The 12,283-nt window shown below is 43.2% G+C and carries 13 protein-coding genes; 9 read left to right on the forward strand and 4 right to left on the reverse strand.

Features of this window, described 5'->3' with window-relative positions; translation table 11 throughout:
* Positions 1–4: 4 nt before the first annotated feature.
* Both DXX93_RS00945 and glnA read right to left on the reverse strand, forming a co-directional pair.
* Positions 5–514, reverse strand: a complete 510-nt coding sequence (locus tag DXX93_RS00945; RefSeq protein ID WP_116006424.1) for a DUF4124 domain-containing protein — start codon at positions 512–514, stop codon at positions 5–7.
* A 130-nt stretch (positions 515–644) separates the two neighbouring features.
* Entirely contained in the window at positions 645–2,051 is a 1,407-nt protein-coding gene (gene glnA, locus DXX93_RS00950; RefSeq protein ID WP_116006425.1) for a glutamate--ammonia ligase, read from the reverse strand.
* 329 nt (positions 2,052–2,380) lie between these two features.
* Between glnA and typA the strand changes: the two genes are divergently transcribed.
* The 3 genes from typA to DXX93_RS20695 all read left to right on the forward strand — a co-directional run bounded on the left by typA (position 2,381) and on the right by DXX93_RS20695 (position 4,964).
* Complete coding sequence (gene typA / locus DXX93_RS00955) at positions 2,381–4,198, forward strand: translational GTPase TypA (RefSeq protein WP_115998710.1); 1,818 nt, start codon at positions 2,381–2,383, stop codon at positions 4,196–4,198.
* A 339-nt stretch (positions 4,199–4,537) separates the two neighbouring features.
* A complete protein-coding gene (locus DXX93_RS20735) occupies positions 4,538–4,717 on the forward strand; it encodes a hypothetical protein (RefSeq protein WP_116006426.1) in 180 nt (59 codons plus the stop codon).
* Positions 4,650–4,964 carry a hypothetical protein gene (locus DXX93_RS20695; protein ID WP_147302621.1) on the forward strand — a complete coding sequence of 105 codons (315 nt, stop codon included), beginning with the start codon at positions 4,650–4,652 and terminating at the stop codon, positions 4,962–4,964. Before DXX93_RS20735 ends, DXX93_RS20695 begins: the two co-directional genes overlap by 68 nt.
* A gap of 301 nt (positions 4,965–5,265) precedes the next feature.
* Here the strand turns inward: DXX93_RS20695 and DXX93_RS00970 are convergent, their stop codons facing one another.
* Both DXX93_RS00970 and DXX93_RS00975 read right to left on the reverse strand, forming a co-directional pair.
* A complete protein-coding gene (locus DXX93_RS00970; protein WP_116006428.1) occupies positions 5,266–5,916 on the reverse strand; it encodes a DUF2959 domain-containing protein in 651 nt (216 codons plus the stop codon).
* 2 nt (positions 5,917–5,918) lie between these two features.
* Entirely contained in the window at positions 5,919–6,152 is a 234-nt protein-coding gene (locus DXX93_RS00975; protein ID WP_116006429.1) for a hypothetical protein, read from the reverse strand.
* Positions 6,153–6,252: 100 nt separating this feature from the next.
* On the opposite strand from DXX93_RS00975, the gene DXX93_RS00980 reads away from it, so the two are divergent.
* The 6 genes from DXX93_RS00980 (at position 6,253) to DXX93_RS01005 (ending at position 12,259) form a co-directional block, all read left to right on the forward strand.
* Entirely contained in the window at positions 6,253–7,143 is an 891-nt protein-coding gene (locus DXX93_RS00980; RefSeq protein WP_116006430.1) for a virulence factor BrkB family protein, read from the forward strand.
* Between the two features lie 27 nt (positions 7,144–7,170).
* Complete coding sequence (pip, locus tag DXX93_RS00985; protein WP_220347544.1) at positions 7,171–8,151, forward strand: prolyl aminopeptidase; 981 nt, start codon at positions 7,171–7,173, stop codon at positions 8,149–8,151.
* Between the two features lie 3 nt (positions 8,152–8,154).
* Positions 8,155–8,592, forward strand: coding sequence for a D-aminoacyl-tRNA deacylase (gene dtd, locus DXX93_RS00990; RefSeq protein WP_116006431.1), 438 nt, complete (start codon positions 8,155–8,157; stop codon positions 8,590–8,592).
* A gap of 443 nt (positions 8,593–9,035) precedes the next feature.
* Positions 9,036–10,121: a uroporphyrinogen decarboxylase gene (hemE, locus tag DXX93_RS00995; protein ID WP_116006432.1), complete on the forward strand. Its 1,086-nt coding sequence runs from the start codon at positions 9,036–9,038 to the stop codon at positions 10,119–10,121.
* A gap of 102 nt (positions 10,122–10,223) precedes the next feature.
* Positions 10,224–11,437, forward strand: a protein-coding gene (locus DXX93_RS01000; protein ID WP_116006433.1) for an IS3 family transposase whose coding sequence is annotated in 2 segments (ribosomal slippage) — positions 10,224–10,566 and positions 10,566–11,437 — 1,215 coding nt in all. Because the reading frame shifts where the segments join, the coding sequence is not laid out codon by codon here.
* Positions 11,438–11,584: 147 nt separating this feature from the next.
* The gene (locus tag DXX93_RS01005; RefSeq protein ID WP_116006434.1) at positions 11,585–12,259 is read left to right on the forward strand and encodes an alpha/beta hydrolase; all 675 of its coding nucleotides are present in this window, start codon (positions 11,585–11,587) and stop codon (positions 12,257–12,259) included.
* Positions 12,260–12,283 lie beyond the last annotated feature (24 nt).

The following is a 12,283-nucleotide window of genomic DNA, read 5'->3' on the forward strand; positions in this document are numbered from 1 at the left end:
CGCGTTAATTGACAGAGGCGCGGTGCATATAAAAGGTCACTGCTTCTGACGATGCAATAACCTTGCCTTTCTCATTGATTAATTCAATTTTAATTTGATGTTCGCCGCGGTCGATATTGCGCAGCGCAAACATCGAGTGATTTTGAGGGTCTTGGTAGGGTTTACCGTCTAAATACAGCTGAACGCTAAAACCACGCTTGAATATGGGTTTAATACCACCAGCCACATATACAGAGCCACTGTTGTCGCGAATAGTCGCGTTGTCTTCAGGTTGAGTGATGACGACTTGATATTTATCTTCAATAATCTTTGGTTTGATATCAAGAATGGAAGTGTCAATCGACGGTAGGACTGAATTTTCTTCTTTAACTTCAACTTCTTCTGCGCCCGGCCTTGGGCTATCCGAAAACACTAATACACCATTTTCATCTCGCCAGACATAAACCTTCGCCTGATATGCCTGCGCAGGTATCGACAACAGAGCGATAAATGTGAAAATAATAAGGTGCTTCATGTGCTTATTAAGTTGCTCCTGCAAAGTGGTTAACCTTTAATCTAAACAAATTATAAGCGCTTAGCTACAAAAAAAGCTCGCCTAGGCGAGCTTTTTGTTAGAAATGTAATTAATTACAGCAAATTAACGGTTACACGCTGTAGTACATTTGGAACTCAACTGGGTGAGTTGTCATGTTTAATTTTTCAACTTCTTCACGTTTAAGGCCGATGTAGGCGTCGATCATATCTTCGTCCATTACACCACCCGCTGTTAAGAACTCTTTATCAGCTTCTAGTGCATCAAGCGCTGCTTCGAATGATGGTGCGACTTGTGGAATTGCTGCTGCTTCTTCCGCTGGTAAGTCGTATAAGTCTTTATCCATCGCATCGCCAGGGTGGATCTTGTTTTTAATACCGTCAAGACCAGCCATCAGCATTGCTGTGAATGCAAGGTACGGGTTAGCTGTTGGATCAGGGAAGCGCACTTCGATACGACGTGCTTTTGGTGAAGGTACTACTGGAATACGGATTGATGCAGAGCGGTTACGTGCTGAGTAAGCGAGCATTACTGGCGCTTCGAAACCAGGTACTAAACGCTTGTATGAGTTTGTTGAAGCGTTGGTAAATGCGTTGATTGCCTTAGCATGCTTGATAATACCACCGATGTAGTAAAGCGCCGTTTCAGACAATCCGCCGTACTTGTCGCCCGCGAACAGGTTGACACCGTCTTTCGCTAGTGATTGGTGACAGTGCATACCCGTACCGTTGTCACCCACTAATGGCTTAGGCATGAAAGTGGCTGTTTTACCGTATGCGTGTGCAACATTGTGAACAACGTACTTGTAGATTTGAACTTCGTCCGCTTTGTTAACCATAGTATTGAAGCGACAAGCGATTTCGTTTTGACCACAAGTAGCAACTTCGTGGTGATGCGCTTCAACCACTAAGCCCATTTCTTCCATCACTAAACACATTGCTGAACGTAAGTCTTGTGATGAATCTACTGGTGCCACTGGGAAGTAACCACCTTTAACACCTGGACGGTGACCTTTGTTGCCGCCTTCGTAATCTGTATCTGAGTTCCAAACCGCTTCTGGATCATCAATAGAGTATGAAGCACCAGACATATCCGCTTTGAATTTCACATCTTCAAATACGAAGAATTCTGGCTCTGGGCCAAACAAAATAGTGTCAGCAATACCCGTTGAGCGCATGTATTCTTCAGCGCGCTTAGCGACTGAGCGTGGGTCACGGCTGTAGCCTTGCATAGTTGCAGGCTCTACGATGTCACAACGAATGTTTAAAGTAACTTCTTCTGTGAATGGGTCTAGTACTGCAGTAGACGCGTCAGGCATTAAAATCATGTCTGATTCGTTAATACCTTTCCAACCAGCAATTGAAGAGCCATCAAACATTTTACCTTCTTCGAAGAAGTCTTCATCTACTTGATGGTGAGGTAGAGAAACGTGCTGCTCTTTACCTTTTGAGTCGGTGAAACGTAAATCAACGAACTTAACATCGTTTTCTTTGATTAAATCTAAAACTGCTTGTGACATTAGCGTCTCCAGTGAAGTTATCTAATTATTAATTATAAATGCGCAGCATTCAGCTTGGCAGAACCTAAGCGAATTACGTGCCAACGCGATAGCCCAATAAAAATGGGGTGTCAATCAGATTGGGATGTTATTGATGCACCAAAATAGAACATCAGGTTGATCTTTATGGTGCAAAAAAAGTGTAGAGAATATTTTTGCCTTATACCAGTGCATTGTGAGGGATGTTTGATCTAATTTTTGTTCATGCAGGCTTTAGTGGGTTTTATTTTATTTGTCATGGTTAGTCCTGTATAATTCGCGCCCAATTATAGCCCTATGAGCAAAAGCCTGTGTTAGATAAATTAAGAAATGTGGCGATTATTGCCCACGTAGACCACGGTAAAACAACGCTTGTTGACAAGCTTCTCGAACAGTCGGGAACATTAGATGCGCGCACTGAGTTAGAAGATCGTGTGATGGACTCAAACGATATCGAGAAAGAGCGCGGTATCACAATTTTAGCGAAAAATACTGCAATCACATGGAACGACTACCGCGTTAATATCGTTGACACCCCGGGTCACGCCGATTTCGGTGGTGAAGTAGAGCGTGTGATGTCAATGGTTGACTCAGTACTACTTATCGTTGATGCACAAGAAGGTCCAATGCCACAAACGCGTTTCGTAACGCAAAAAGCATTTGCTCAAGGTTTGAAGCCAATTGTTGTCATTAACAAAATCGACAAGCCAGGCGCTCGCCCTGACTGGGTAATGGATCAAGTATTTGATCTATTTGATAACTTAGGTGCAACTGACGAGCAGTTAGACTTCCAAGTGGTTTACGCATCAGCAATCAATGGCTGGGCTTCGCACGAAGAAGGTGAGCAAGGTGAAGATATGACACCATTGTTCCAAACCATTGTTGATCAAGTTCCACCACCAAATGCTGACTTAGACGGTCCATTCCAAATGCAAATCTCGCAACTGGATTACAGCTCTTACTTAGGCGTAATCGGTGTTGGCCGTGTCACGCGTGGTTCTGTTAAGCCAAACCAACAAGTTACGGTAAATGGTGCTAACGGTACGATTCACAACGGTAAAGTCGGTAAAGTATTTGGTTACTTAGGCCTAGAGCGTAACGAAGTTGAAGAAGCGCAAGCGGGTGACATTATCGCGATTACTGGTCTGGGTGAGCTGAAAATTTCTGACACTATCTGTTGCCCAACAGAAGTGGAAGCATTGCCAGCGTTATCTGTTGATGAGCCAACAGTAACCATGACTTTCCAAGTAAACACCTCACCGTTTTCTGGTCAAGAAGGTAAGTACGTGACTTCGCGTAATATTCTTGATCGCCTTGAGAAAGAACTGGTACACAACGTAGCATTACGTGTTGAGCAACTTGACGATCCAGACAAATTCAAAGTGTCTGGTCGTGGTGAATTGCACTTAGGTATCTTGATTGAAAACATGCGTCGTGAAGGTTACGAGCTGGCAGTATCACGCCCAGAAGTTATCATGCGCGAAGTGGATGGTGAGCTACAAGAACCATACGAAACGGTAACGATTGATGTTGAAGAAGAGCATCAAGGTTCAATCATGGAGAAAATGGGCTTACGTAAAGCAGAGCTAACCGATATGGCGCCTGACGGTAAAGGTCGTATCCGTATGGACTTTATTATGCCAAGCCGTGGCTTAATTGGTTTCCAAACAGAATTTATGACGCTAACGTCTGGCTCTGGTTTGATTTACCACACTTTCTTTGAGTATGGTCCGCACAAAGGTGGCGAAATCGGTCAGCGTATCAATGGTGTGCTTATTGCCAATGCGACAGGTAAGGCTCTTACCAATGCGTTGTTTAACTTGCAAGAGCGTGGTCGCTTGATGATCGGTCACGGTGTTGAAGTTTATGAAGGTATGGTGATCGGTATTCACAGCCGTGATAACGACTTAACAGTTAACGCGCTTAAAGGTAAGCAGTTAACCAATGTGCGTGCATCAGGTACAGATGATGCACAAGTATTAACACCGCCAATTGAAATGACGTTAGAGCAAGCACTTGAATTTATCGATGACGATGAATTAGTGGAAGTAACGCCAGAGAATATCCGTATTCGTAAGAAGTGGTTAAAAGAGTCTGATCGCAAGCGCGAAAGCCGCTCGAAAAAATAATCATTAAAGTTATTTGCAAAAGCCACCTTATTTGAGGTGGCTTTTTTATTTGGGCTTTAATGAAATGCGCCAAGAAGCCTATGCTGTCAGTAATTTGGGGTGAAGGAAGTAGCATCAGTTTGTAAGAGATGTCTTAACTCTTTGTACGTGATAAAGCACAGTTAGACTCTGTTTTTGTACAGCACTATCTCAAAATTCTGATTTTATTGTATTTATTTTGTTTGAAATGCGTTGTGACGGTTTTGTTACTGGTTTGTTGTCAGTGTTAGGCGCTAGCGTACCATGTGGTTACTGCTAGACTTTAGCATTATAAAATTAAGCAACAACAAGTGACATACCATGGACGGCAATAAGGTAGGTAGATTAAGTACTTTGTTTGAGCAAGTGATGGCTAAACAAGCAAGCATAAACGAGCAGTTTGAACGGCAAGTGCTTTACGAAGAATTTATGAATGATAGTCGCAACAATCAACAAGGCGAAAAGCAAGCCACTGGTCGCCAACTTAGACTCACCCGCTAAGATTTGTGCGCAGGCAAAGCAACATCGTCGTAACAGCAATTATCATAGAGAATTTAACGCAATGACACCGGAACATTTAAAGAAGCTTGGAGAGCTTAACCAAGTGTTAGGCCAAGGCGCTGCGAAGCATAAAGATATTCGCCAGCTTACTGATATTTTGGCAGAGCTCAATCGACCTCAATTTTCTTTGTCGACGACTAAGCGATCTCGCAGCAGCCATGTGATTGATGAGCATGATATTGATTGATCGGGTATGCCAGCATTAAGTGGGGTATTGGGCGGTAGATGTGAGCTTGAGCACTGTTTATAAAAAGCACATTTGAACAAGCACTTAGCTAAGCACAACCTCACCACTGGATACCACTCCATCGGCAAGCAAATCGTCAAATAATAAAGACTAAAAAAGCCGTATTGCACAAGGGAAATAGCAATACGGCTTTTTATCACTTTCAACGACTGGCGCTATTAAGCATTTTATTCGGCAAAGTACCTATTGGACAAAGCACCTGTATCACAGAATACTTATCTCGCACGTTAACAGAGTCGCGTCAACCACTGGTTTCTAATGACGATAAGAATTTTTCAGACTCTTCGATGGCTTTGTTCATCTCACCAATCAAACTATTAATATCTGTTTTGATGTCTTGATATTCGCCTTCAAGCGCACCAATCGCCTTGGCATTGAGGTTGTGTTTTAAATACAAGGTGTTGTCTTTCAAGGCCGCTAGCACGGGGGCCATTTTGCGCTCTGCACGCTGCATAGCACTCAGTAAGCGTTGGTATCGACGCTGTGTTTCGCGCAGTTGGCTTTCACTTTGCCTTTTCAGCTTAGCACTCGAATATTGCTCAATTTCGTCAGACCATTCTTCAAAAAGCGCACTAGCAACATCTTCAATATTGTCAATCCGTTTAGACACTGTATCGGCAGCTTCAACACTTGCCTCGTATTGTGCCTCTGTTGCTTCAAACTGATCTTGTAAGTCACCGCCGTCAAAGGCGATCATGGTTGAAAGCTGCTCCAATGCACTGGCGAATTGCTGTTGTGCTTCTTGTTGCGCTTCTTGCGCATTTTCCACTTCATCTGCCAGCAGATCGCGCTTGTGCTTACCAAAGCTTTCCATGGCTGAATAATAGGCTGATTGGCAGCCTTGCAATACCACAATCAGCGCCGTGATTTTTATCAGATTAAGCAGGCGCATGATTAACTGCTGCCTTTATAACGCGCGGCATCAATAATTGACCAAACGTGGAAAATAAAGCCGGGCAATGCCATAAAAAATAATATCCCAGTTGCTGCCATGGCATAACTTACCCAAGTAAGCAGAAAAAATACGATGGCAGCAAGAATTCGGCCTTGCACTAACTGGCCTAAACCTGCGATAAAGAAACTGCAAATCGCGGCGATAACGTTACCACCTGAACCTTGTCCTGACATAGTTATATCCTATTAATTATGTTATATTTTCTGGAAAAATATTGCTGTTTAATCATAGTATAAAGCGGCTAGTGTTTAAACTATAAATCGGTAAATTTATATGTTCGTTAACAAGCTTCAAGGTTATCTGCCGCCACCTCGTTTAGTCCTTTCCTTTGCTCGACACTTGAGCAAGCGCCTTACCGATGATCATATTCACGTGGTTGCTGGTTATCTTTCTTACGTTACCTTAATGTCGCTAGTGCCTATGGTGTTGGTGATGTTATCTGTGATGACCGCGTTTCCGATTTTTGCCGATATACGCTCAACCATCGAAAACTTTGTGTACAGCAATTTTCTGCCAGCCGCGGGTGATACCGTGCAGGTATATCTGTCTGGCTTTGTTGAAAATGCTTCAAAAATGTCGGCCATCGCCATTATCTTTTTGTTCTTGTTTGCGCTATTGCTAATTTCAGCGATCGACAAAAGCTTAAATAAAATCTGGCGGGTTAAGGCCAAGCGCCGAGTTATCACCTCGTTTTCTATGTACTGGATGGTGCTGACGTTAGGGCCAGTACTAACGGGCGGAAGCATTGCTGCAACGTCTTATATTGTGTCGTTAGCCTCCTTTGGGGATTATGACTTTTTAGGGATTAGCAATATTTTGATCAAAGCCTTACCTATGTTGATATCCATGTTGGCGTTCTTGATTTTATATTTAGTGGTACCGAATAAAACCGTTGCTGCTAAGCACGCGTTAAGTGGCGCTGTGATCGCTGCCGTATTGTTTGAAATCGCAAAGAAAGGCTTCGCCTTATACGTTACACAAGTACCATCTTATCAAGCCATTTATGGTGCATTAGCGGGTATCCCAATTTTATTTTTATGGGTGTACTTGTCTTGGTTGGTGGTATTGTTTGGGGCTTTATTTACCGCAGCGATTGAATCCTTCTCTCACGCCGATGAAACGCAACAGGTGCTAGGTAGCTCTGACGACAGCAAAGTCGAATAAAAACACTACAATTAAGAGAGTCTCGCTATGACGGTTACTATGTCTCGTTCCCTATACCCTAAAATTCTGCCTTATCAGCAAGAGTGGTTATCGGTCGATGATGAGCATCAGCTTTACATCGAGCAATCTGGTAATGTAAACGGTACGCCTGTTATGTATTTGCATGGCGGGCCAGGCGCTGGTTGCAGTGAGAATTACCGGCGTTATTTTGACCCAGAGAAATACCGTATTATTTTGTTTGATCAGCGGGGCTGTGGCCGATCAATCCCTTCACCTTCCCTAAACAACAATGATTTGCCAGCTTTAGTACAAGACATTGAGCGTATTCGCCAACATTTGGGGATTGATAAAATGCTGCTTTGCGGTGGCTCTTGGGGGGCAACACTCGCGTTAGCATATGGTATTGCTCACCCCAGTAAAGTACTGGCGTTTATTCTTCGCGGTATCTTTTTAGGGACGCAAGCAGAGCTGGATTGGCTGTATCGCCCTGATGGAGCAGCTAAGTTTTTTCCTGAGTATTACCAAGATTTTCTCAGTATCTTGTCGGAACAAGAGCAGTTAGATCCACTTCGCAGTTACCAAAATCACTTGTCTTCGGCTAATGAATTGGCGGTAACAGCCGCGAGTAAGGCTTGGTATTTATGGGAATTACGTTTGTCGTCAATTGAACATCAACACATTGATAAAAATCATATAACCGATCAACATCAGGCACTGTGCATGGCAAAAATATCGGCACATTTTTTTGCCAATGCGAGCGAACTCACTGCTAATTATTTGCTTGATCAAATCTCGCGAGTGACGCATTTACCGGCGATAATTTTGCACGGTCGCTACGACATGATTTGCCAACTCTACGTTGCCTATCAACTGACCAAGCGTTGGCAGAATGCGCGGCTGCAAATACTGCCTTGTGCTGGGCACAGTGGCTTTGAATCACAAACAATAGATGCTTTTTGCAAAGCAGCCGATACAATGGCGGCATTCTTAGACGAACAAAAACAATAACGAATGATTGCATTAATTCAGCGGGTTAGTCATGCCAATGTTGTGGTTGAAGGCGAAACGGCCGGAGCAATAGGCAAGGGCTTATTGGTGCTGCTTGCCATTGAACCTAATGACGATGAAAAGAAAGCTAAGCGACTGGCAGAGCGAGTTGCGGGTTATCGCGTGTTTGAAGATGAGCAGGGCAAAATGAACCTCAACGTCGAGCAAGCTGGCGGTGATGTTTTGGTGGTTTCTCAGTTTACCTTAGCAGCGGATACCACCCGCGGTATGCGTCCAAGCTTTACCAGTGCTGCGTCACCAGAAATGAGCAAAGATTTATATCAATTGTTTACGCGGGAATTAAGGGCTAAGGGCTTTAAGGCGCCAACAGGAATATTCGGCGCTGATATGAAAGTATCATTGCTTAACGACGGGCCAGTAACCTTTCAACTCACCGTTTAATTGAATCAACGCAAACCCGACACTAAATTTTAGGAAACAAATTTTAAGTAATAAAAAAGCCTTACCGGAGTAAGGCTTGAAATGCTCGCTGTGTGGTCTTGTTATAACAAGCTTCTTATGAGTTATTTTCTTAACTAGCGCGTTACATTTTATAACAAAGTCATTTTTCGATTGCAACACTGTATTTACACAATAATTGATTATTTTTACTACGAAAATTACGGTAATTTATGTTGCTATCATCGCTAAACTGGTTGATAAGTTGATGATATTTTTAACCAAAGTGTTAGCTATTTAGCTTGAATGTGTCATTGTGAGTTAACCGTTATGGTTGGCGAATCTTAATATAAATCAAAGCTTAATCGTTGAATGCTAAGGCTTGATAGATCTCACTTCTGGGCAGTGGTAGAATGCGCGCAGATTTTGACTAGAACGACTGAAGCATGACTGAATTAAAGAACGATACTTACCTGCGTGCCTTGCTGCGCGAGCCTGTAGATTACACACCAGTTTGGATGATGCGCCAGGCGGGTCGTTACCTACCTGAATACAAAGAAACCCGTAAAGATGCTGGCGATTTTATGTCGTTGTGTCGCAATACGGAATTGGCTACTGAAGTTACTATTCAGCCTCTTCGTCGTTTTCCGCTAGACGCTGCGATTCTATTTAGTGATATTTTAACGATTCCTGATGCGATGGGCTTAGGGCTTTACTTTGAAACAGGTGAAGGGCCTAAATTCGAGCGTCCAATTACCTGCAAAGCGGATGTGGAAAAAATTGGTCAGCCGGATCCAGAAGGTGAATTGCAATACGTAATGAATGCAGTGCGTTCAATTCGCAAAGCGTTAGACGGCCAAGTACCACTCATTGGTTTTTCGGGCAGTCCTTGGACGTTAGCCACATACATGGTTGAAGGTGGTAGTTCAAAGGCGTTCACCAAAATCAAGAAAATGATGTACGCAGAGCCGCAAACATTGCACTTGTTGTTAGACAAGTTGGCCGACTCAGTGATCAGTTACTTGAACGCTCAAATTGCTGCAGGCGCGCAATCTGTGATGGTATTTGATACATGGGGTGGCGTGTTATCACCTCGCGACTACAAAGACTTCTCACTGCAATACATGCACAAAATCGTTGATGGCTTAACTCGTCATTACGACGGTCGCAAAGTGCCCGTCACACTATTCACCAAAAATGGCGGTATGTGGTTAGAAAGTATTGCGGCAACAGGTTGTGATGCACTTGGTCTTGACTGGACTATCAATATTGAAGACGCCAAAGCGCGTGTGGGCGACAAAGTTGCACTGCAAGGCAATATGGACCCATCAATGCTTTACGCACCGAAAGAGCGTATCGAGCAAGAAGTCGCGACCATCTTAAAAGGTTTTGGTGGCTCTAATGATGGCAAAGGGGGCACGGGCCATGTCTTCAACCTAGGTCACGGTATTCACCCTGATGTGAACCCAGAGCATGCGGGTCACTTTATTGAAGCAGTACACCGTTTAAGTAAGCAGTACCACGCGAAGTAAGGTCACAAGCACAACACATTGAAAAGGCGCTAACCGATTGGTAGCGCCTTTTTTGTCGGCTTTGTCCCGTCCTGAAATGTGTTTACACATTTAGGACTTGTTATGAGAAGTACAGATAAACAAAGAGTTAAACGAACTCAAAGAGATTACACGCTGGGCTTTAAATTAGCCGTAGTTGAGCAAGTAGAAAAAGGCGACTTTACATATAAGCAAGCCCAGCGACATTATGGCATTCAAGGTAGAAGTACGGTTCTAACTTGGTTACGAAAGCATGGTAAGCTGGATTGGTCGAAACCAATTAGTATGCCTGATATGCCCAAATCAAAAGAAACACCCGCTCAAAAGATCAAACGTCTAGAAAAAGAAATAGCAGACCTAAAGCTTAAAAATGATGTCATGGAAGGCATGGTTGATATTATGGATAATGAGTATGGGGCTGGTATTCGAAAAAAGTATTACGCCAGTATCTCTGGCGAGAAAAAGAAACAAGAAGAATAAAATTAGCGACGGTATGTCGAGCATTTGGTATTTCGCGGCAAAGTGTTTATCAGGCGATTAAACGAAGTGAAGCAAAACGCCTCACACTGGCGCCTGTTAAAGAGTTAATTGGCCATTGGCGAAAGTATATGCCACGAGTAGGCACTCGCAAGCTATACAAATTGATAAAGCCTGATTTAATGAAGCGTGGTATAAAGCTTGGCCGAGATGGTTTGTTTACTTACCTCAGGCTTGAAGGTTTACTTGTAAGCCCAAGGAAAAATTATACTAAAACCACGAACAGTAAACATTGGATGCGTAAGCACCCAAACTTGCTTAAAGAGCACAAAGCAACGAAAGCCGAAGAGGTGCTTGTTAGTGATATTACGTATCTAAAATCGGACGAAGGGACTCATTATCTATCACTGACAACGGATGCTTACTCACGCAAAATAATGGGGTATGAGTTAAGTGATGAAATGAAAGCATCGGATGTGGTTAAGGCGTTAAATATGAGTATCGGTAACAAAAGATATTCACATCAGGCAATTCACCACTCAGACAGGGGCTTACAATATTGCTCGGATGAATATCAACAGGTATTAAACAAACATGGAATTAAGCCATCAATGACTGATGGATATGACTGTTACCAGAATGCACTAGCAGAGCGAATTAACGGTATTCTCAAGCAAGAATTTTTACTGTATCAATGTAAAGGTATTGCCGAGTTAAAGCAGCTCGTCGATGAATCAATTTACATATACAATGAAATGAGACCGCACTTAAATTTAGAAATGAAAACGCCTAATCAAGTGCATAATGAAAAAGGCCAATGATAAAAATCACTGGCCTTCAAAAACCGTCAACTTATTTTAGGACGGGACACTTAATTTTAGCTCAAGCTAAACAGCGAACCTGTTCATTCTAAAATGGGCTTGTTAATATCGTCGGGCTTTCTTTAAATACATTTCAAGGTAATCACTATGTCTGATTCTGCGTTAGAGCGCATTGTTGTCGAGCCGAACGCACCAGTATCGGCCTGTGTTATTTGGTTGCATGGTTTAGGCGACTCAGGTGACGGTTTTGCTCCCATTGTTCCGGCATTTAACTTACCTACTAACCACGGTATACGCTTTGTTTTTCCGCATGCACCGATGCAGCCTGTGACGATAAACCAAGGCTTTGTCATGCGTTCATGGTACGACATCAAAAGTATGGATTTGCACAACCGTGCTGATATGGAAGGTGTGCTCAAATCAGAAGTACTTGTTAAGCAGTTAATTCAGGAGCAAATTGATGCTGGTATCCCAGCAGACCGTATTGTTTTGGCCGGATTCAGCCAAGGTGGCGTGTTAAGCTTATTCACTGGCTTGCGTTACCCTGAAAAGCTGGCTGGTATTTTAGCCTTATCCTGCTATTTACCAACTGGTGATAGGTTGCCAGCGCAATGCCATGAGGCGAATAAGGCAACGGATATTTTGCAACACCACGGTGAACAGGATGAAGTGGTGCCCTATATGGCCGGACAAACAGCGCATCAGTTATTAGTCGAGGCTAACTATCATACCCAATGGCAAAGTTATCAAATGGGACACAATCTTGTACCACAGCAAATTAATGATATTGCTCAATGGTTAACGACGCGATTGCTTAAATAACCTCAGCTTTGGATAACTAATGCG

The sequence above is a fragment of the Thalassotalea euphylliae genome, assembly GCF_003390335.1.
Taxonomy (GTDB): Bacteria; Pseudomonadota; Gammaproteobacteria; order Enterobacterales; family Alteromonadaceae; genus Thalassotalea_F; species Thalassotalea_F euphylliae_B.

Coding starts and splice junctions, on each gene's coding strand:
- DXX93_RS00945 (WP_116006424.1), bottom strand. CDS start 514: ATGAAGCACCTTATTATTTTCACATTTATCGCTCTGTTGTCGATACCT.
- glnA (WP_116006425.1), bottom strand. CDS start 2,051: ATGTCACAAGCAGTTTTAGATTTAATCAAAGAAAACGATGTTAAGTTC.
- DXX93_RS20735 (WP_116006426.1), top strand. CDS start 4,538: ATGGACGGCAATAAGGTAGGTAGATTAAGTACTTTGTTTGAGCAAGTG.
- DXX93_RS20695 (WP_147302621.1), top strand. CDS start 4,650: ATGATAGTCGCAACAATCAACAAGGCGAAAAGCAAGCCACTGGTCGCC.
- DXX93_RS00970 (WP_116006428.1), bottom strand. CDS start 5,916: ATGCGCCTGCTTAATCTGATAAAAATCACGGCGCTGATTGTGGTATTG.
- DXX93_RS00975 (WP_116006429.1), bottom strand. CDS start 6,152: ATGTCAGGACAAGGTTCAGGTGGTAACGTTATCGCCGCGATTTGCAGT.
- DXX93_RS00980 (WP_116006430.1), top strand. CDS start 6,253: ATGTTCGTTAACAAGCTTCAAGGTTATCTGCCGCCACCTCGTTTAGTC.
- pip (WP_220347544.1), top strand. CDS start 7,171: ATGACGGTTACTATGTCTCGTTCCCTATACCCTAAAATTCTGCCTTAT.
- dtd (WP_116006431.1), top strand. CDS start 8,155: ATGATTGCATTAATTCAGCGGGTTAGTCATGCCAATGTTGTGGTTGAA.
- hemE (WP_116006432.1), top strand. CDS start 9,036: ATGACTGAATTAAAGAACGATACTTACCTGCGTGCCTTGCTGCGCGAG.
- DXX93_RS01005 (WP_116006434.1), top strand. CDS start 11,585: ATGTCTGATTCTGCGTTAGAGCGCATTGTTGTCGAGCCGAACGCACCA.